Origin of the sequence: Pedococcus sp. NPDC057267, from assembly GCF_042668795.1 — a bacterium.
In the GTDB taxonomy this organism is placed as follows: Bacteria; Actinomycetota; Actinomycetes; order Actinomycetales; family Dermatophilaceae; genus Pedococcus.
Genome location: NZ_JBHUYG010000087.1, coordinates 1 through 18,556, shown reverse-complemented (window position 1 = coordinate 18,556; position 18,556 = coordinate 1). Strand labels below are relative to the sequence as shown.

19 protein-coding genes are annotated in these 18,556 nt (G+C 73.5%); 10 read left to right on the top strand and 9 right to left on the bottom strand.

Translation table 11 applies throughout. The features are described from left to right. Positions 1-59: 59 nt before the first annotated feature. Complete coding sequence (gene rsrA / locus ACFUC1_RS16375; RefSeq protein ID WP_379121654.1) at positions 60-353, bottom strand: mycothiol system anti-sigma-R factor; 294 nt, start codon at positions 351-353, stop codon at positions 60-62. Continuing rightward, positions 350-967 carry a sigma-70 family RNA polymerase sigma factor gene (locus ACFUC1_RS16370; RefSeq protein ID WP_379121653.1) on the bottom strand — a complete coding sequence of 206 codons (618 nt, stop codon included), beginning with the start codon at positions 965-967 and terminating at the stop codon, positions 350-352. The genes rsrA and ACFUC1_RS16370 overlap by 4 nt, the downstream gene beginning before the upstream one ends. 359 nt (positions 968-1,326) lie before the next feature. Here ACFUC1_RS16370 and ACFUC1_RS16365 point away from each other — a divergent pair, with 359 nt between their 5' ends. The 5 genes from ACFUC1_RS16365 to ACFUC1_RS16345 are packed head-to-tail and all read left to right on the top strand — an operon-like array spanning position 1,327 to position 7,670. Further along, on the top strand, positions 1,327-2,616 hold the full coding sequence (locus ACFUC1_RS16365; RefSeq protein ID WP_379121651.1) for an efflux RND transporter periplasmic adaptor subunit: 1,290 nt from the start codon (positions 1,327-1,329) through the stop codon (positions 2,614-2,616). A gap of 42 nt (positions 2,617-2,658) precedes the next feature. After that, a complete protein-coding gene (locus tag ACFUC1_RS16360) occupies positions 2,659-3,348 on the top strand; it encodes an ABC transporter ATP-binding protein (RefSeq protein WP_379121649.1) in 690 nt (229 codons plus the stop codon). Next, positions 3,345-4,574, top strand: a complete 1,230-nt coding sequence (locus ACFUC1_RS16355; protein ID WP_379121647.1) for an ABC transporter permease — start codon at positions 3,345-3,347, stop codon at positions 4,572-4,574. The genes ACFUC1_RS16360 and ACFUC1_RS16355 overlap by 4 nt, the downstream gene beginning before the upstream one ends. Before the next feature lie 23 nt (positions 4,575-4,597). Continuing rightward, positions 4,598-5,500, top strand: a complete 903-nt coding sequence (locus tag ACFUC1_RS16350) for a hypothetical protein (protein WP_379121646.1) — start codon at positions 4,598-4,600, stop codon at positions 5,498-5,500. Continuing rightward, a complete protein-coding gene (locus ACFUC1_RS16345) occupies positions 5,493-7,670 on the top strand; it encodes a biotin/lipoyl-binding protein (protein ID WP_379121644.1) in 2,178 nt (725 codons plus the stop codon). Before ACFUC1_RS16350 ends, ACFUC1_RS16345 begins: the two co-directional genes overlap by 8 nt. On the opposite strand, the gene ACFUC1_RS16340 is transcribed toward ACFUC1_RS16345, so the two are convergent. Together ACFUC1_RS16340 and ACFUC1_RS16335 are read right to left on the bottom strand one after the other, a co-directional pair. Further along, entirely contained in the window at positions 7,667-8,314 is a 648-nt protein-coding gene (locus tag ACFUC1_RS16340; RefSeq protein ID WP_379121642.1) for an alpha/beta family hydrolase, read from the bottom strand. The genes ACFUC1_RS16345 and ACFUC1_RS16340 overlap by 4 nt on opposite strands. Beyond that, entirely contained in the window at positions 8,311-9,207 is an 897-nt protein-coding gene (locus tag ACFUC1_RS16335) for an SOS response-associated peptidase (protein WP_379121640.1), read from the bottom strand. Before ACFUC1_RS16335 ends, ACFUC1_RS16340 begins: the two co-directional genes overlap by 4 nt. A gap of 89 nt (positions 9,208-9,296) precedes the next feature. Between ACFUC1_RS16335 and ACFUC1_RS16330 the strand changes: the two genes are divergently transcribed. The 3 genes from ACFUC1_RS16330 to rsgA are packed head-to-tail and all read left to right on the top strand — an operon-like array spanning position 9,297 to position 12,191. After that, positions 9,297-9,836, top strand: a complete 540-nt coding sequence (locus ACFUC1_RS16330) for a DoxX family protein (RefSeq protein WP_379121638.1) — start codon at positions 9,297-9,299, stop codon at positions 9,834-9,836. Beyond that, positions 9,823-11,157 carry a 3-phosphoshikimate 1-carboxyvinyltransferase gene (gene aroA, locus ACFUC1_RS16325; protein ID WP_379121636.1) on the top strand — a complete coding sequence of 445 codons (1,335 nt, stop codon included), beginning with the start codon at positions 9,823-9,825 and terminating at the stop codon, positions 11,155-11,157. The genes ACFUC1_RS16330 and aroA overlap by 14 nt, the downstream gene beginning before the upstream one ends. Beyond that, the gene (rsgA, locus tag ACFUC1_RS16320; RefSeq protein ID WP_379121634.1) at positions 11,154-12,191 is read left to right on the top strand and encodes a ribosome small subunit-dependent GTPase A; all 1,038 of its coding nucleotides are present in this window, start codon (positions 11,154-11,156) and stop codon (positions 12,189-12,191) included. The genes aroA and rsgA overlap by 4 nt, the downstream gene beginning before the upstream one ends. On the opposite strand, the gene ACFUC1_RS16315 is transcribed toward rsgA, so the two are convergent. Next, on the bottom strand, positions 12,113-12,799 hold the full coding sequence (locus tag ACFUC1_RS16315; RefSeq protein ID WP_379121633.1) for a hypothetical protein: 687 nt from the start codon (positions 12,797-12,799) through the stop codon (positions 12,113-12,115). The two genes, rsgA and ACFUC1_RS16315, sit on opposite strands and share 79 nt — an antisense overlap. A gap of 154 nt (positions 12,800-12,953) precedes the next feature. Between ACFUC1_RS16315 and ACFUC1_RS16310 the strand changes: the two genes are divergently transcribed. Together ACFUC1_RS16310 and ACFUC1_RS16305 are read left to right on the top strand one after the other, a co-directional pair. Then, complete coding sequence (locus ACFUC1_RS16310) at positions 12,954-13,496, top strand: RNA polymerase sigma factor (RefSeq protein WP_379121656.1); 543 nt, start codon at positions 12,954-12,956, stop codon at positions 13,494-13,496. Further along, complete coding sequence (locus ACFUC1_RS16305) at positions 13,493-14,107, top strand: hypothetical protein (RefSeq protein ID WP_379121631.1); 615 nt, start codon at positions 13,493-13,495, stop codon at positions 14,105-14,107. Before ACFUC1_RS16310 ends, ACFUC1_RS16305 begins: the two co-directional genes overlap by 4 nt. Positions 14,108-14,180: 73 nt before the next feature. Here ACFUC1_RS16305 and ACFUC1_RS16300 read toward each other — a convergent pair whose 3' ends face one another. From ACFUC1_RS16300 to ACFUC1_RS16285, 4 genes are read right to left on the bottom strand one after another with little or no spacing between them, the layout of a single operon-like run. Further along, complete coding sequence (locus ACFUC1_RS16300; protein ID WP_379121629.1) at positions 14,181-15,290, bottom strand: ABC transporter ATP-binding protein; 1,110 nt, start codon at positions 15,288-15,290, stop codon at positions 14,181-14,183. After that, positions 15,283-16,329 (bottom strand): ABC transporter ATP-binding protein, encoded by a 1,047-nt coding sequence (locus ACFUC1_RS16295; protein ID WP_379121627.1) that lies wholly within the window; start codon positions 16,327-16,329, stop codon positions 15,283-15,285. Before ACFUC1_RS16295 ends, ACFUC1_RS16300 begins: the two co-directional genes overlap by 8 nt. A gap of 20 nt (positions 16,330-16,349) precedes the next feature. Then, positions 16,350-17,282, bottom strand: a complete 933-nt coding sequence (locus tag ACFUC1_RS16290; RefSeq protein ID WP_379121626.1) for an ABC transporter permease — start codon at positions 17,280-17,282, stop codon at positions 16,350-16,352. After that, positions 17,275-18,201, bottom strand: coding sequence for an ABC transporter permease (locus tag ACFUC1_RS16285; protein WP_379121624.1), 927 nt, complete (start codon positions 18,199-18,201; stop codon positions 17,275-17,277). The genes ACFUC1_RS16290 and ACFUC1_RS16285 overlap by 8 nt, the downstream gene beginning before the upstream one ends. Positions 18,202-18,556: the final 355 nt, after the last annotated feature.

Below are 18,556 nucleotides of genomic sequence, written 5' to 3'. Positions count from 1 at the left end.
GGTTCGACCTGGTCGAACCGCCCGCTTCGTGCGTCCGGGAAGGCGCCCGGCCGCTGCTGCTACTCGCTGATCTGGTACCTCAGGGTGGTGATCCGCGCGACGATCTGGGAGCGCAGCTCGACCGGCGCCTCCTCGCACTCGCACGACCGCTTCACCAGGGCCTTGAGCGCCTGGTCCAGGTCGTACTCCTTGAGGCACGGGCCGCACTCGTCGAGGTGCTGCTTGATCTTCTCCGTGTCATCGACCGTCATCTCGCCGTCGAGGTACTCGTAGACACGGTGGAGCACCTCCGAGCAGTCGGTGCCCGACGCGGGGTCCTCGCCGACCTTGCGGCCGCAGTCGCCGGCGCTCATCGGTCCGCGCCCTGGGTCGCGAAGCCGCGCTCGGCGGCATACTCGGTGAGCAGCTCACGCAACTGGCGCCGGCCACGGTGCAGGCGTGACATGACGGTGCCGATCGGGGTGTCCATCATCTCCGCGATCTCCTTGTAGGCGAAGCCCTCGACGTCCGCGAGGTACACGGCCATCCGGAAGTCCTCGGGCAGCTCCTGCAGCGCGCGCTTGACCTGCGTGTCGGGGAGGTGGTCGAGGGCCTCGACCTCGGCCGAGCGCAGTCCGGTGGACGTGTGCGACTCGGCGCGGGCGAGCTGGTAGTCCTCGATCTCCGCGGCATCCGACTGCTGGGGCTCCCGCTGCTTCTTGCGGTAGCTGTTGATGTAGGTGTTGGTGAGGATGCGGTACATCCACGCCTTGAAGTTCGTGCCGGGCTTGTACTGGTGGAACGCCGCGAACGCCTTGGTGTAGGTCTCCTGGACCAGGTCCTCGGCGTCGGCGGGGTTGCGGGTCGTGCGCAGGGCCGCGGAGTACAGCTGGTCGAGCAGGGGCATCGCCTCGCGCTCGAAGCGTGCCTGCCGCTCGGCCGGTGACTCGGTGGCCACGTCGACGGTGGTGTCGGGTGTCTCGCTCATTGCCCTCCAGCCTAGCCCGTGCTGGGCACGGACAGGCTCGGCGACGGGGGCGGAGAAGCCCAGCGCTCCCGTCGGCGTCAGGTCGACGCGTCGACGGCTCGGACGATCGGTGACAGTGGGCACGGGCACTCTCCGCAGGGGTTGGGGAACACCGTTGTCAACGACACCCCGCAGCGGCTCATTCCCTCACGCCCGGGCGATCCACAGGTCTCTCATGGACTTCTCCCACCGTGCGTGCAGCCGCCGGGAGCACGCTCCTGCCGTCGAAGATCCGCGCCGCGCGCTCCTGCGCCTCCGGCCGAGCACGGGAGGCACCCCGCATGGCACGGCCCTCATCCCGTCGGTCCCGCCGATGGCCGGTGCTGACGGTCGCGGCGGTCGTCGTGGCCGCCCTCGCCGTGGGCGGCTGGCTCGTCCTGCGGCCCGGCGCCAGCGCCGGCGCCGCGACGGGCACGGAGATCCTCGCCACGGCCACCCTCGGCCCCGTCGAGGAGTCGGTGTCCGGGACCGGCACGCTCGCGGCGGCCCACCAGGCCAACCTCTCGTTCACCGTCGGCGGCACGGTGACCTCCGTCCGCGTCGCGGTCGGCCAGCACGTCAGCCGGGGCCAGGTGCTGGCCACGGTAGACCCCTCGTCGCTGCGCGCAGCCGTGTCGGTCGCGCAGGCGAACCTCACCGCTGCCGAGGCTGCCGCCACCGCTGCGGCGAGCGGCACGTCGGCGCAGCTGGCATCGGCCAACGCCCAGCTCGCCGCCGCGCAGGGCACCCTGGCCCAGGCGCAGGCGAACCTGGCCTCGGCCACCCTCACCGCCCCCCTGGACGGTGTCGTGGCTGCCGTCTCGATCGCCCCCGGCGACTCGGTCGCGGCGTCGTCGGGCTCGGGGTCGTCCGGCTCCGCCGCAGGCGGCTCCGGCGGGAGCGGCGCCTCCTCGGCAGGAGCCGTCGGCGGGTCGGGCGGGTCCGGCGGGTCCGGTGGGACCGGTGGGACCGGCGGCGCGTCGGCGTCGGGCCAGGGGTCGAGCGGAACGGGCTCGTCGGCCACCGGCCAGGTCGTCGTCATCTCCCCCACCTCGTGGGTCGTCGACGCCTCGGTGGCCGCCGCGGACCTGGGCAAGATCAAGCCGGGCATGCAGGCGCAGGTCCTCACGACGGGGTCCACCCAGCCGGTGTTCGGCACCGTCGGCACCGTCGGAGTCATGGCGACCTCGACGAGCGGCGGGGTCGCCGCCTTCCCGGTCACCATCGACGTCACCGGCAACCCGCCGGGCCTCTACGCCGGCACCAGCGTCACGACGCGGATCATCTACGAGCAGGTCCAGAACGTGCTCACCGTCCCGACCGCTGCGGTGTCCCAGGCGGGCGGCCGGGCGACGGTGACCGTGCGCCAAGGGGGCAAGGACTCCACGGTCCCCGTGACGGTGGGCACCGTCTACGGCGCGCAGACGCAGGTGCTGTCCGGGCTCACCGCGGGCGAACAGGTCGTCGTCCGCCGGCTCACCTTCTCCCCCACCAACGGCACGGGCACAACCGGGCGCGGCGGTGGCGGCTTCGGGGGTGGCGGTGGCTTCGGCGGCGGCGGCGGCGGTGGCGGAGGCTTCGGCGGCGGTGGCGGTGGCTTCGGCGGCGGCGCACGTGGGAACGGGGGCTGACCGGTGCTCCCCGTACCCCGGCCGACGGAGGCGCGCGAGGTCATGAGCCTGCGCGAGGTCACCAAGACGTACGCGACGGGCGCGGTCGAGGTCGCGGCGCTGCGCGGCATCAGCCTCGACGTCGCGCAGGGCGACTACGTCGCGATCATGGGCCCCTCGGGCTCCGGCAAGTCGACGCTCATGCACATCCTGGGCTGCCTCGACGTCGTCAGCGGCGGGCAGTACCTGCTCGCCGGCCAGGATGTCGCCGCGATGAGCGAGGCCGAGCTCGCACGGGTCCGCAACGAGCGCATCGGTTTCGTGTTCCAGCAGTTCAACCTGCTCCCCACCCTGTCCGCGTGGCGCAACGTCGCCCTCCCCCTGTCGTATGCCGGCGTGCCCGGCGGCGAGCGTCGCCGCCGGGCCCTCACCGCGCTGGAACGCGTCGGCCTCGCCGACCGGGTCGACCACCGGCCCGGCGAGCTCTCCGGCGGCCAGCAGCAGCGGGTCGCCATCGCCCGCGCCCTCGTCACCGACCCGGCCGTCGTCCTCGCGGACGAGCCCACCGGCAACCTCGACTCGGTCGCCACGGCCGACGTGCTCTCGCTGCTCGACGAGCTGCACCGGGCCGGGCGCACCGTCGTGCTGATCACCCACGAGGCCGAGGTCGCCGCGCGCGCGGCCCGGGTCGTGCACATCCGGGACGGCCGGCTCGACGTCGGTGTCGGTGCGACGACGGGGGGCGTGGCATGACCTTCGCCGAGACGCTCCGCTCTGCGGTCGAGGCCATCTCCGACCGCCGGCTCCGCTCGGCCCTGACCACCCTCGGCATCCTCATCGGCGTGGCCGCGGTCATGCTCACCGTCGGGCTGGGGCAGGGCGCGCAGCAGTCGGTCCAGGCGCAGATCGACAAGCTCGGCTCCAACCTGCTGATCGTCACGCCGGGGAGCACCACGACCACGACCGGGATCCGGGGCGGACGGGGCTCGGCGTCGACCCTGACGGTCCGGGACGCGCAGATGCTCGCAGACCGCACGGTCGCCCCCGACGTCGCCGCCGTGGCTCCGGTGACGACGACGAACCAGTCCGTCCTCGCCGGCGACCAGAACTGGACCACGTCCGTGGAGGGCACGACCACGGCCTGGCCCACGGTGCGGGCGCGGACCCTGCAGCAGGGCAGGTTCTTCAGCGCGGCCGAGGTCGACGCCGCCGCCCCCGTGGCGGTGATCGGGCAGACGACGGCGGCCGAGCTGTTCGGCCGGCGACCGGCGGTGGGCAGCACGATCACGGTCCAGGGAACCGAGCTGACCGTGATCGGCGTCCTGGCATCCGCAGGCGCGAGCACCACCGCAGACGAGGACGACGTCGTCCTGGTCCCGTCCACCACCTTCGCGCAGCGGCTCTCCACGAGCGCCAACACCTCCTCCGTCAGCACGATCTACCTCGAGGGGGCGTCGCAGGACACGCTCTCCGCGGCATACCAGGAGGCGCAGCACGCCCTCGCGGTCTCGCACGACGTCACGGCGGCCACCGCGGACTACACGGTGAGCAGCCAGGCGTCCCTGGTCTCCACCGCCACCTCGACGGCCCGGACGCTCACGATCCTGCTCGGCGGCATCGCCGCCATCTCGCTGCTGGTCGGCGGCATCGGGGTCATGAACATCATGCTCGTCTCGGTCACCGAGCGGATCCGGGAGATCGGGCTGCGCAAGGCGCTGGGTGCCACCCCGGGCGCGGTGCGGCGGCAGTTCCTCACCGAGGCGAGCGTGCTCGGGCTGGCCGGTGGCCTGCTCGGGCTCGCCGTGGGGTACGTCGGCGCCCGCCTGCTCCCCGGGGCCATCGGACAGCCGGTGACGGTGCAGCCCCTGGTCGCCGTGGTCGCCCTCGCCATCTCCGTGGCCATCGGCATCGCCGCCGGCGTGTACCCGGCCGCCCGCGCCGCCCGTCTCGCCCCCATCGACGCCCTCCGCAGCGAGTGAGCCCTTCCCCCCAGGAGCCCGACATGACCTCCACCGCATCCCGCACCACCCACCGTCGCACCCCCCTGCGCACCCACGCCCTGCGGGTCACCGCCCTCGCCTGTGCGGCCCTGGTGCTGGCCGCCTGCGGCAGCAGCGCCGCCGGCAGCTCGGCGTCCTCGGCCTCCACCACGGCGTCGGCAGTGCCGCCGACGGGCGGTCCAGGCGGCGGCCAGGGACGGTTCCCCGGGGTCAGTGGGCTCGTCGCGGCCGTCCAGGGACAGACCCTGCAGGTGCAGGACGCCTCGAGCCAGACCGCCGTCACCTGGGCCGCCGGGACGACGTTCACGCGTGTCGTCCCGACGACGGTCGCGGCCGTGAAGGTCGGCTCGTGCGTCCAGGTCCGCAGCAGCCAGCAGGCGGGGTCCTCCGCCCCGGCGACCCAGCTCGTGGCCGCGTCGGTCATGGTCTCCGCACCGGTCAAGGGCACCTGCTCGGTGGCGGCAGCCTTCGGTGGCCGCGGCGGGGGCCCGGGTCAGGGCGCAGGCGCGGGCCAGGGCAGCGCGCGCCCGGACGCGACGCGGACCGGAGGTCCCGGCCGCGGCGGCTTCGGCGGGGGCTTCGGCGTCGCGGGGACCGTCGCCTCGGTGGGCTCCGGCAGCTTCGTGGTGACCGCGACGATCCCGCAGCGCGGGGCCGCCGGCACCGCCACCGCGACCACCGGATCCTCGCCACGGACCGTGACGGTCACGACGACCGCTGCGACGACGTACACGACCACCGTGCCGGCCACGGCCGCCGCCGCGACGGTCGGCACCTGCGTGACCGCGCGCGGCCGGGCCGACTCCACGGGGGCGATCGCGGCCACTGCCATCACCGTGCGTCCTGCCGTCGGTGGCCAGTGCACCGGCCTCGGCCGCACGGGCGCCGGGGCCGGCCGTGGCTGACACCCGGACGGCGCGGGTCGCGCGACGGACGTCCGCCGCCGTCCTCGTGCTCGCCGTGGTCGGCGGTGGGACCGCCTTCGCGGTGACGAGGGCCTCGGCGTCCGGGCCCGGCCTGCGCACCGCTGTCGCCGGCCTGGGGGACGTGCAGCAGCAGCTCGTGCTGTCCGGCAGCGTCGCCCGCGCCGCGCAGTCGACGGCGGCCTTCTCGACACGCGGCACCGTGGCGTCGGTGGCGGTGACCGTGGGCCAGCGCGTCTCGGCCGGTCAGGTGCTGGCCAGTCTCGACCCCACCGACCTCGACGCCGCGGTGCTCCAGGCGCGCGCGCAGCTGGCCAGGGCGCAGGCCCAGCTGGCGTCCGACGAGTCCGGCGGCAGCTCCTCCCCGGCCGCCGCGGGGACCGGCGGCTCCGGCTCAGGAACGGGCACCTCCGGTGCGGGTGGCTCCGGTGCGGGTGGCTCCAGGTCGGGCGGCTCGACGGCACCCCGCACCGCCGGGTCGGGGACCGCAAGCAGCTCCGGCACAGCCGGCTCCAGCGGCTCGGCCGCGGGCACGGGCCGAAGCCAGGGCGGGTCGTCGGCCTCGGGCGGCTCGGGTGCCGGCGCCTCCGGGAGCGGGGCGTCCGGGACCTCCGGTGGCCGGTCGGGGTCCGGGACGACAGGCGTCTCCCCGGGGTCGGGTCCAGGCCTGCCGTCGAGCCCCGCGACCGCTGCGGCACAGGCGGCGGTCACCCGCGACGAGACGGCCGTACGCCGCGCGCAGGGCGATGCGTCACGCGAGCTGGCGGCCTCCACGGCAGCGTTGGCCGGTGCCACGACCGCGTGCGCCCCGGTGCTCGCCACCGCCGGTTCCCCCACCGGTCACGGGGGCTCGCCGGCACCCACGGGCTCCCCCACCACCTCCCCGACCACCGCTCCCACGAGCTCCCCGACCACCGCTCCCTCGAGCTCCCCCACCACTGCTCCCACGAGCTCCCCCACCACCACCGTGACGTCCTCCCCCACAGGCACCACGGGGGCGGGTGCCCCGACCGCCGACCAGCTGGCGGCGTGTGCCGCTGCCCTGGCCACCGCCCACCAGGGTGAGGTGGCCGTCGCGCAGGCACAGGATGCCGTCGCGCAGGCGCAGGCGACCGTCGACCAGGGGATCGCCGCCTGGGAGAAGGCCCTGCAGGGAGCCGCCTCTGCAGCCAGCGGCGCGGGCGGTGGCTCGCGACCGGGTGGCTCGGGAAGCACCACGGGTGGAAGCACGAGCGGCCACTCCTCCTCGGCGGGCACCACCTCCGCCTCCGGCTCGACGTCCGGGACGTCGCGCTCCGCCGGGGCCACGAGCGGTGCGGCCAGCGCCGCGGGGTCCACCCGCTCGGCCTCGTCCGGCGCGAGCGGCGCGAGCGGCACGGGGGCGACCGCGGCCTCGGCCGCGTCCCTGGCGAGCCGGGAGGCCCAGGACCAGGCAGCGATCGCCTCGGCCCAGGTCGCCCTCACCGAGGCCCAGCAGGCCCGGGACGGAGCGACCCTCACGGCACCGCAGTCCGGTGTCGTCGGCGCGGTGGGCTACACCGTCGGTGCCTCCAGCACCGGGCGCGGCGTGACCATCCTCGGCGACGGCGGGGCCACGGTGACCGTGAACGTGCCGGTGACCCGCATCGCCGCCGTCCGCGTCGGTCAGCCCGCCACCGTGACCGCGGCGTCGGGCACCGCACACCCCGGCCAGGTCAGCGCCATCGGCCTGCTGCCCAGCACGACCGGCGGCACGAGCGCCACGGTGACGTACGCCGTCGTCGTGAGCGTCCCCGGCCCCGCGTCCGACCTCGACAGCGGGTCGGTCGCCACGGTCGCGGTGACGACAGCCTCGGCTCGGCACGTGCTCGTCGTCCCCAACTCCGCGCTGACGATGACCGGCCCGGCATCCGGCACCCTCACGGTCGTCTCCGGCACCACGCAGACCACGAGCCGGGTCACCCTCGGCACCTCGGGGCCGACGACGACCCAGGTGCTGACCGGCCTGCGGGAGGGCCAGCGGGTGCTGCTGGCCGACCCGTCGGTCCCGCTGCCCACCAACACCCTGACCGGGCTCGGCCGGCTGGGCGGCGGTGGCGGCTTCGGCGGTGGTCTCGGCGGCGGTGGCTTCGGAGGCGGCAGGGGCGCGGGGGCCGGGGCAGGTCGCGGCTAGCGGACCGACCACTCGCGGGCGAGCCAGGAGCGCACGTCGGCGACGACGTCGGCCGGGTTCCTCGGGAACGCGTGCCCGCCGGTCGCTTCGCTCACCAGACCCGGGTCCGGCAGCTCGGCGCGCACCTCCGCCGGCGTGCCGAACGGGTCGGTGCGCCCCTGGACCACGTGCAGCGGTATGCCGTGCTCGACCGGGGTGCGCAGCTCCTCCGCCCGTGACACGTCGGGCCGCCCGGGCGGGTGCAGCGGGAAGGACAGGCACAGGACGCCGTCGGCCCCCGACAGGTGGGCGGTGCGGCACGCGACCCGCGCGCCGTTGCTCTTGCCACCGACGACGAGGGTCCCGCCCAGCCTGCGGCGTCCGGAGCGCAGCCACTCCACGACCGGGAGCCAGGCCGGGTCCTGGGTCGGCGCCTGCGGCGGCATCCTGCGCCCGGCGAGGACCCACGCCTGCTCGACGAGCGCCACGGCCCAGCCGTCGGCGACGAGCGTCTCCCTCAGCGGCGCGAACTCGGGGGCTCGGAGGCTTCCACCCGCGCCGTGCGTCAGGACCAGCACCCCACGCACCTCGGCGGGCCGGCTCAGGTGGACCCGCGCAGGACCCATCGGTGTCTCGACCTCGGTGCGGGTCGTGCGGCCCGTCATGCGGGGTTCCGGCCGCCATCGCCGGGCGCCCCGTGGCCGCCGGTGCCGATGATCTCCCCCGTCATGGGGTCGACGACGCCGTCGAGCTCGTCGAGGCCGGCGGGCTCGATGAGGGAGGGACCGTTGCTGCGGTTGGACGACACGGCAGCGCCGACCGGGTACGCCTCGAACCTCCCCGGCCGCTCGAACGCCAGGAGCCGGCCGACCTCCGCCAGGTCGGTCATCGTCGGGTCCAGCCAGGTGGCCCAGTCCTCGCGCTCGAGCACCAGCGGCTGCCGGTCGTGGATGCGGTCGAGCCCCGGCTCGGCGTCGGTCGTGAGGATCGTGAACGTCGTCAGCCACGCGTCCGGGTCGTCCTTGTCGGCGACGTCCTTGTCGCGCCAGAACTCGTAGAGCCCGGCGAACGCGACCACGTCGCCGTCGGCGCGACGGGTGAAGAACGGCTGCTTGCGCGGCTTGCCCTTGGCGTCGGTGGCCACCGGCGACTTCTGCCACTCGTACCAGCCCTGCGCCGGCACCAGGCACCGCCTCGCGGCTGCGGCCCGGGCGAAGGACGGCTTCTCCAGCACCGTGTCGGCCCGAGCGTTGATCATCCGCGTGCCGATCTTGGGGTCCCTGGCCCAGCTCGGCACGAGCCCCCACGTCAGCAGGCGGAGCTGGCGGACGGGCGCCGGCTCCCCGTCATACCCCTCCTCCTTCTGCTCGCGCGGCACCCGGGTGAGGACGACGGGGGCCTGCTTGCTCGGCGCCATGTTCCAGTCGGGCGTGCCCGGCGGCGGGGTCTGCGGGTTCTTCAGGATGCTGCGCACCGGCTCGAGCGAGCGGTCCTCCTCGACCTCGAACTCCTCGACGAGCTCGTCGGGGTTCGCCGTCGCCGCGTATCGCCCGCACATGCTGGACAGGGTACGCAGGGCCGGTGACGGGTCCATACGGTAGGAAGGGAGACGACGTTCCCTTCCCGACCGGCACCACAGGAGTGATCATGACGCTCGTCCGCCGCGTGGCCCGACCCATGCTCGCCGCGATCTTCGTCGCGCAGGGCCTCGAGCAGCTGCGCCACCCCGCGGCGCTGCGCGAGAAGGTCGCACCCTTCGCCCAGAAGGTCGCCCCGCTGGGCCTGCCCGACGACCCCGAGCTGCTCGTCCGCGCCAACGGCGCCACGATGGTCGGAGGTGGGGCCCTGCTCGCCACCGGCCGCCTGCCGCGCGTCGCCGCACTGGCGCTCGCGGGCTCGCTCGCCCCCACCACGTACGTCGGCCACCCGTTCTGGGCCGAGAAGGACCAGGCCACCCGGCGCACCCAGCGCATCCAGTTCCTCAAGAACGTCGGGCTCATCGGCGGCCTGCTCCTCGCCGCAGTCGACACCGAGGGACGACCCGGGCTCGCCTACCGCGCCGGCCTCGCGAGCGACTCCGCACGCCGCTCGGCCAAGCGTGCCCGGCGTGAGGCGAAGCACGCCGCCCACGCCGCCCGTCGCGAGGCCAAGCTCGCCGCGAGCCAGGCGCACGATGCCCTCACCTGACCCTGCGCCGGCGGCCCGGTCCGACTGGGCCGCCCCCACTCCCCCCGGCGAGGTCACCGGCACCGCCGTCCTCCCCGGCAGCAAGTCGCTCACGAACCGCTACCTCGTGCTCGCCGCCCTGGCGAGCACCCCCTCGCTCCTGCGGGCGCCACTGCGCTCGAGGGACACCCTGCTCATGGCGCAGGCGCTGCGCTCGCTGGGCGCCACGGTCGAGGACCTGCCCGATGCCTCCGGCTCGGTGGACTGGCACGTCTCGCCGTCCGCGGTCCGCGGCGGCACCGCAGTCGACTGCGGCCTCGCGGGCACCGTGATGCGGTTCGTCCCGCCGGTCGCGGCCCTCGCGCACGGGTCGGTCACCTTCGACGGTGACGCCCAGGCGCGTGTCCGCCCCATGGGCCCGGTCCTCGGCGCGCTGCGCGCCCTCGGGGCGAGCATCGACGACGGCGGCCGCGGCACCCTCCCCTTCACCGTCCTGGGTTCGGGGCGTATGCCGGGTGGGCCGGTCACGCTCGACGCCTCCGCGTCGTCGCAGTTCATCTCGGCGCTGCTGCTGGCGGGCGCCCGCTACGACGACGGGGTGACCGTCCACCACGCCGGGGACGAACCCGTGCCGTCGGAGCCGCACATCGAGATGACCGTCGAGACCCTGCGCGACGCGGGCGCGATCGTCGACGACAGCGAGCCGAACACGTGGCGCGTCGAGCCGTCCGAGCTGGCCGGCCTCGACGTCCAGGTCGAGCCCGACCTGTCCAACGCCGCGCCGTTCCTCGCCGCTGCCCTCGTGTGCGGCGGCCGGGTCACCGTGCCGGGCTGGCCCCAGCACACGACCCAGGCCGGTGACGCGATCCGCGACATCCTCGACGCGATGGGGGCCGACGTGTCGCTCACCCGCGAGGGTCTCACCGTCGCCGGCACCGGCGAGGTCTCCGGGGTCGACCTCGACCTGCACGACGCGTCCGAGCTCACCCCCGTCGTCGCCGCACTCGCCGCGCTCGCCGACTCGCCCTCGCAGATCCGCGGGGTGGGGCACATCCGCGGCCACGAGACCGACCGGCTGGCTGCGCTGGCCCGCGAGCTCCAGGCGCTCGGCGGCCGGGTGGCGGAGACCGAGGACGGCCTGCGCATCACGCCGGCACCCCTGACCGGGTGCCTCTTCCACACCTACGCCGACCACCGCATGGTCATGGCCGGCGCCGTGCTCGGGCTGCGGGTGCCGGGCCTGACCGTCGAGGACGTCGCCACGGTCGGCAAGACCCTTCCGGAGTTCACGTCCCTGTGGGAGGACCTGGTCGGCGCGAGCCGGGGTGCGGTCAGCGCATGAGCCGTCGCGCCTCCGACTACGACGAGAGCGACGTCAGGATCCGGCCGAACCGGCGGGGCTCGCGTCCGCGCTCCAAGGACCGTCCCGCCCACGAGGACGCCCTGCCGGGCTTCGTGACCGCCGTCGACCGGGGCCGGTACACCGTCCTGGTCGGGCGTGGGGTCGGCGGTCGGCGGATGCCGGAGCGCGTGGTCACGGCGATGAAGGCCCGTGAGCTCGGGCGCAAGGGAATCGTCGTGGGCGACAACGTCGACCTCGTGGGCGACACCGGCGGCGGCCCCGACGCGCTGGCCCGGATCGTGCGGGTCACGCCGCGTGAGTCCGTGCTCCGGCGCACCGCCGACGACACCGACCCGGTCGAGCGCGTCATCGTCGCGAACGCCGACCAGCTCGTCGTCGTGTCGGCCCTCGCCAACCCCGAGCCCCGGCCCCGGCTGATCGACCGGTGCCTCGTCGCCGCGTACGACGCCGACCTCGACCCGCTGCTCGTCCTGACCAAGGCCGACCTGGCCGACCCGGCCGACTTCCTCCGGCAGTACGCGCCCCTCGACGTCGAGCACGTGGTCACCTCGACGGGCGACAGCGGCTTCGACGGCCTCGAGGCGCTGCACGAGCGCCTGTCCGGCCGGGTCAGCGTCCTGGTCGGGCACTCGGGCGTCGGCAAGTCCACCCTGGTCAACGCCCTCGTCCCCGACGCGGGACGGGCGACCGGTGTCGTCAACGACGTCACCGGCCGCGGCCGCCACACCTCGACGTCGGCCGTGGCGCTGCGCCTGCCGGGCGGGGACGGCTGGGTCATCGACACCCCCGGCATCCGCTCGTTCGGACTCGCCCACGTCGACCTGAGCCGGATCATCGAGCACTTCCCCGACCTCGAGCCCGGCACCGCCGGCTGCCCCCGAGGGTGCACCCACGACGAGGAGGAGTGCGCCCTCGACGAGTGGGTGGCCGCCGGTCAGGCCGGACCCGCCGGTGCCGCGAGGCTGGACTCGTTGCGGCGGCTGCTGCGGGCGCGGTCCGGCGAGGCCGACTGAGCCCAGCGCCGACGGGTGCTTCGCGGGGCGAACAGGTCCCGGCCCCACCAGGCGAGCGCGAGCCCCAGCAGCGGCATCAGCACCAGCGTCGCGACCTGGGCTCGCAGCGGCGCGGACAGCATCGTCACCTCGTCGAGCCGGTCGGACCGCCACAGCAGGAACGGCGCCACGAGGTTGGCGGCGACCGCAGCCACGACCGCGACCCACCTGCGGCCGTCGCCGCGGCCGTCACCGCGGCCGCCCAGGCGGCGCGATAGCGCCAGGGCGCCGAGCAGGGCGCCGGGCAGGAACGGTGCCCCCTGTCCGGCGAAGAGGATGAGCGCGGGCACCGCGAGCAGGCACCACCACCCCCGCCGCCCCGCCCGCACCGCGCCCGCCGCAGCCCCCGTCCACGCCCCGAACCACGCGGCGATGGCCAGGATGCCGAGCGTGCCGGCCCAGCTGAACTCGGGCGCGTCGGCGACGAGGCGCATGAACACCCGGGCGGCGACCCCCCACAGCACCCCCAGGACGAGGCCCGTTGCCGCGCCCCTCAGGATGCCGGGCCCGGGGAACCCCGTCGGCGTCGGTGTCGCCGGTGTCGCCGTGGCGGGGCCGGGTGCGGTCATCGTGTGGTTCATGGTTCCTCCGGGTGTCGTTCCCCATTGCCGCTGACACCCCACCGACGGTCGGGACGGGTACCCCGGGTGACCTGCACAGATCAGCAGAACTCCGCCAGAATCCGTGTCACCCGCAACCGGTGGAGGATCGTCTGTCGAGGTGATGGAGGCGGTGGGAGCACTGCAGGAGGGCGGGGTCGCGGCGGTCCCGGGGGTGGCCGCCGACGACCTCGTCGTCGTGCTCTTCCGGGCCGAGGCGGCCCGGCTCGTCTCGCTCGCCCGGTTCTTCGTCGACGACCGCACGGCGGCCGAGGACCTCGTGCAGGAGGCCTTCATCCGCCTGGCGCGCAGCACCTCGCGCATCCGCGACCGGGAGCGCGCCGCGGCATACCTGCGCTCGATCGTCATCAACCTCGCCCGCGACCACAACCGGCGCGGCCTGGTCTCCCTGCGGCACCGCCCACCGGCCCAGCCGGACGAGCCCTCCGCCGAGGACACGGTGGCCGGGGAGCACGCGCGGCAGGAGGTCGTCGCCGCAGTGCGCGCCCTGCCGCGCCGGCAGCGCGACTGCGTGGCCCTGCGCTACTACCTCGAGCTGCCGGTGGAGGAGATCGCCCGCACGCTGGGCCTGTCCCCGAACTCGGTCAAGACCCACCTGCGCCGCGGCCTGCGCGCACTCGCCACGACCCTCGAGGAGGAGCGATGAGCGCCCTGGAGGACCGGCTGCACGACGCCCTCACCGAGGTCGGCGACAGCCGCGCACCGGCCCCCGACCTGTTCGCCCGGGTCGTCGACAGCATCGAGCACGACCGGCACCGGCGCCGCCGGGTGCGGCTGCTCGGCGCCTGCTGGGTCGTCGGCCTGGCCCTCGCGACGACCCTCGTGCTGACCCTGACACCCCGTGGAGAGAGAGGACTGGAGATGCCCTGGTGGGTCCTGGAGGTGGCGACGAACCTCGTCCTGCTCGGCATCGCGCTGTGGCTGGGCCCGTTCATCAAGCGGTTCGGGAGGGCGTACGCAGCCGACGTCTTCCACGACAACCCGTTGACGGGCAAGAGCTACATCGTGCTGACCGACATCGTCTACTACCTGATCTTCGCCGCCTACATCCTGTTCAGCCTGCACGTGTCGCCGCAGGCGGACTGGAAGAACGACATCACCGGGCGCGTCACGGCCGAGCAGGTGACCTTCGAGCTCTCCCGCCTCGGCGGGATCCTGCTCATCATCGGCGCACTGCACGGGGTCAACATCGTGCTCATGCCGGTGCTCGGCCGGCTCTTCTCGCTCAACCGCAGGCTCCCCGAACGCACCCACTGAACGCGGCCGCGCCGCCCCCGGACGGGGACGGCGCGGCCGGTGTGCGCTGGCGTGCGCGGCGGGTAGGCCTCGGTCAGGAGTCCTGCGACCCGTCGCCGACGCGCTCGTACGGCTCGTCGAACGAGGCCTGGTCGCGGACCTCGGCCCGGAACACCGGCTCCTGGCCCGAGACGTCGACGGTCTCGATGATCTCCCGCGGCGCCGCGAAGTGGCAGGCCGACAGGTGCTGGCCGACACCGTCGGGCCGCAGCTCGAGCAGCGGCTCCTCGGCCGAGCACTTCTCCTGCGCCTTGAAGCACCGCGTGTGGAACCGGCACCCGCTCGGTGGGTTCGCCGGCGACGGGACGTCGCCCTTGAGGACGATCTGCTCCTTCTTGTCGCGCAGCGTCGGGTCCGGCACCGGCACCGCGGACAGCAGCGCCTGGGTGTACGGGTGGGTAGGACGCGCGTAGATGTCGTCCTCGTCACCGAGCTCGGCCATCTTGCCGAGGTACATCACACCGACGCGGTCGGAGATGTGCCGGACCACGGACAGGTCGTGCGCGATGAAGATGTAGGACAGGCCGAGCTCGTCCTGCAGCTTCTCCATCAGGTTGACGACTTGCGCCTGCACCGAGACGTCCAGCGCCGAGACCGGCTCGTCGCAGATGAGCACCTTCGGGTTCAGCGCGATGCCGCGGGCGATGCCGATGCGCTGGCGCTGGCCACCGGAGAACTGGTGCGGGTACCGGTTGATGTGCTCGGGGTTCAGGCCGACCATGTCGAGCAGGTCCTGCACCGCCTTGCGTCGGCCCTTCTTCGGCACGGCGTCCGGGTGGATCTCGAACGGCTCACCGATGATGTCGCCGACCGTCTTGCGCGGGTTGAGCGAGGTGTACGGGTCCTGGAACACGATCTGGATGTCGCGGCGCAGGCGGCGCATGGCGCGGCCCTTCTGGGCGTACATGTCGACGCCGTCGAACATCACCGTGCCGGACGTCGGCTCCTCGAGCCGCATGAGCAGCCGGCCGAGGGTGGACTTGCCACAGCCGGACTCGCCCACGATGCCGAGGGTCTCGCCCTTGAGCAGCTCGAAGCTGACGCCGTCGACGGCCTTGACGTGGCCGACGGTGCGGCGCAGCACGCCACCCTTGATCGGGTAGTGCTTGACCAGGTCGGTCGCGGTCAGGATGGGCTCAGCCATGGAGGACCTCCTCGGCGAAGTGGCAGGCGCTCTCGCGGCCCGGTGCCACGGTCAGCAGCTGGGGACGATCCTCACGGCAGACGTCCTGGGCGTAGCGGCAGCGCGGGTTGAACGCGCAGCCGGACGGGATCCGCATGAGGTTCGGCGGCAGGCCACCGATGGCGGCGAGCTGCTGGCCCTTCTGGTCCAGGCGAGGGATCGACTCCAGCAGGCCCTTGGTGTACGGGTGGGCCGGCTGCCGGTACAGGTCGTACACGTCCGCACGCTCGACGATGCGGCCGGCATACATGACCGCGATCTTGTCCGCGACGTCGGCGACCACGCCGAGGTCGTGGGTGATGAGGATGAGCCCCATGCGGCGCTCCTCCTGCAGCTCCTGCAGCAGCGCCATGATCTGGGCCTGGACGGTCACGTCGAGGGCGGTGGTCGGCTCGTCGGCGATGAGCACCGCAGGGTCGAGCGCGATCGCCATCGCGATCATGATGCGCTGGCGCATGCCGCCGGAGAACTGGTGCGGGTAGGCCTTCACCCGCTCCTTCGCCGCCGGGATCTGCACGCGCTGCATCAGCTTGATCGCCCGCTCCTGAGCGTCGGACTTGTTCATGCCGCGGTGCTTGCGGAACATCTCCGCGATCTGCCACCCGACCGGGAAGACCGGGTTGAGCGAGGACAGTGCGTCCTGGAAGACCATCGAGATCTCCGGGCCGCGGGTGCGGCGCCGCTGGTCCTCCGGCATGGTGAGCAGGTCCTGCCCGCAGTACCGGATCTGCCCCTTCGGGATCCTCGCCGGCGGCATGTCGAGGATGCCCATGATCGCCTGGGCGGTCACGGACTTGCCCGACCCCGACTCGCCGAGGATCGCGAGCGTCTCGCCCTCGTGCAGGTCGAAGTTCACGCCGTTGATGGCCTTGGCCACACCGTCGGGGGTGTGGAACTCGACGTGGAGGTCTTCCACCTGGAGCAGCAGGCCGTCCTGCGGGGTGTACACGGGCCCGTCGGTCTTGTGAGACCGGTGGGGCTTGGTGTCAGTGGTCGTCATGTGGAGTTCGTCTTTCCCGCTCAGCGCGACTTCGGGTCGAAGGCGTCACGCACCGCGTCGCCGAGCATGATGAAGGCCAGCACCGCCAGGGAGAGGAACAGGCTGGGGAAGAACAGGATGTGCGGGGTCGTCCGCAGCGCGATCAGCGCGTCGGAGATCGACACACCCCAGGACACTGCCGGCGGCGTCAGGCCGATGCCCAGGAAGCTCAGCGCGGCCTCGGCTGCGATGAACACACCCAGGTTGATGGTCGAGATGACGATGACCGGGGCCAGGGCATTGGGCAGCACGTGCGAGCGGATGATCCGCCACGGGCTCGCGCCGAGCGCACGGGCCGCCTGCACGTAGTCGTTGGGCTTGACCTGCATGACGCTCGAGCGCATCAGGCGCGCGATGGTCGGCCAGCCGAACACCGCGAGCACGAGCACGACCTTGCCCACCACGACGAAGTACGGCGTGTTGGCGTCGTTCGCGAACACCGACATGAACAGGATGCCGCCGAGGAGCAGCGGGATCGCGAAGAAGATGTCGGTGACGCGCGACAGGATCGCGTCGAGCCAGCCGCCGTAGAAGCCGGCCGCGACACCCAGGACCCCACCGATGATGACGGTGGCGATGGTCGTGAACACGCCGACCAGGATCGAGGCCCGGGCGCCGTAGATGGTGCGCGAGTAGATGTCGTAGCCCTGGATGTCACGGCCGAACCACGCGTTGGCGTTCGGAGGGACGCGGGCGTCCTTGAGGACCGCGGCGTTGGGGTCGGTGTGGGTGAACAGCGACGGCCACGCGGCCATGAGCACGAAGAGGGCGATCAGGATGACGGACACCCAGAAGATCGGGTTCTTCTTGAGCGAGCGCCACGCGTCCGACGCCAGCGAGCGGGGGGCGTCACCGGCCTCCCCGGGGGCAGCGCCGGTCTCCGCGGAGACGGCGATGGTCGAAGCCTCAGTCATGGCTGATCCTCGGGTCGAGCACGCCGTAGAGCAGGTCCACGACGAGGTTGGCGAGCAGGAACACGAGCACCAGGACGGTCACGGTGCCGACGACGACGACGCCGTCACGGTTGTGGATGCCGGTGAACAGGTACCCACCGACGCCCTGGATGTTGAAGATGCGCTCGGTGATGATCGCCCCCGCCAGCAGGCCACCGAAGTCGGCGCCGATGAAGGTCACGACGGGGATGAGGGAGTTCCGCAGGGCGTGCACCCCGACCGCGCGCCGCTTGGTCAGGCCCTTGGCGATCGCGGTGCGCAGGTAGTCGGCCCGCAGGTTCTCGACGAGGTTGGTGCGCGTGAGGCGCGCGACGTAGGCGATCGAGGCGCTGCCGAGGACGAAGGCCGGGAGCAGCAGCTCGTAGAAGGTGGCCGAGGACGACACCGTGACCGGGAACAGGCCCGCCTTCACGCCCAGGTAGTACTGGAGGGTGGCGCCGATGACGAAGACCGGCACCGAGATCACGAAGAGGGTGCTCACCAGGACGAGGTTGTCGATGAACTTGCCTTTTCGGATACCCGCGAGCACGCCGGCGAGGACGCCGATGATCGCCTCGAACAGGATGGCCATCCCGGCGAGTCGGACCGTGGTCGGGTAGCGCTGCTGGAGCTCGTCGGACACCTTGATGTCGCGGAAGTTCGTGCCGAGGTCACCCTTGGACACGTTGACCATGTACTTGCCGTACTGGACGAGCAGCGGGTCGTTGAGGTTGTGCTCCTGGCGGAACTTGGCGACGAAGGCCGGGGGGCATCCTCGCTCGCCGCACATCCCCGCGGTGGGGTCACCGGGCAGGGCGAAGACCATGGCGAAAATGATGAACGTGGACCCAAGCAGCACCGGGATCATCTGGAGCAGTCGCCGAAGGATGTACTTGTACACGTCACCTCCTTTTGATTGACGCCCGCGGGGAGGGGTGGTCCCGTGGCGTGACCGGTCGAGCGGAGCGGAGTTGGCGCCCGGTCGAGCCGAGCGGGTCAGGTCCCGCTGCTCCTCGACACAACATAGTCGTATGGACGGTACATGGGGCAGGCCCCGGGGTTGTCCCGGGGCCCTCCCCGGACAGGCCGTCGGGGGGGCGGCGGCGGGGGGGGGCGGGCCGGCGGGGGGGGTTAGCGCCGGGGGGCGCCGCGGGGGGGGTGGGGGTCGGCCCCCCGGGGGGGGGGGGGCGGGGCGGCGGGGGGGGGGGGGCCCCCCGACTCCTCGCCGGGTCGCGGCGGCCGGCGGCGACCACCGC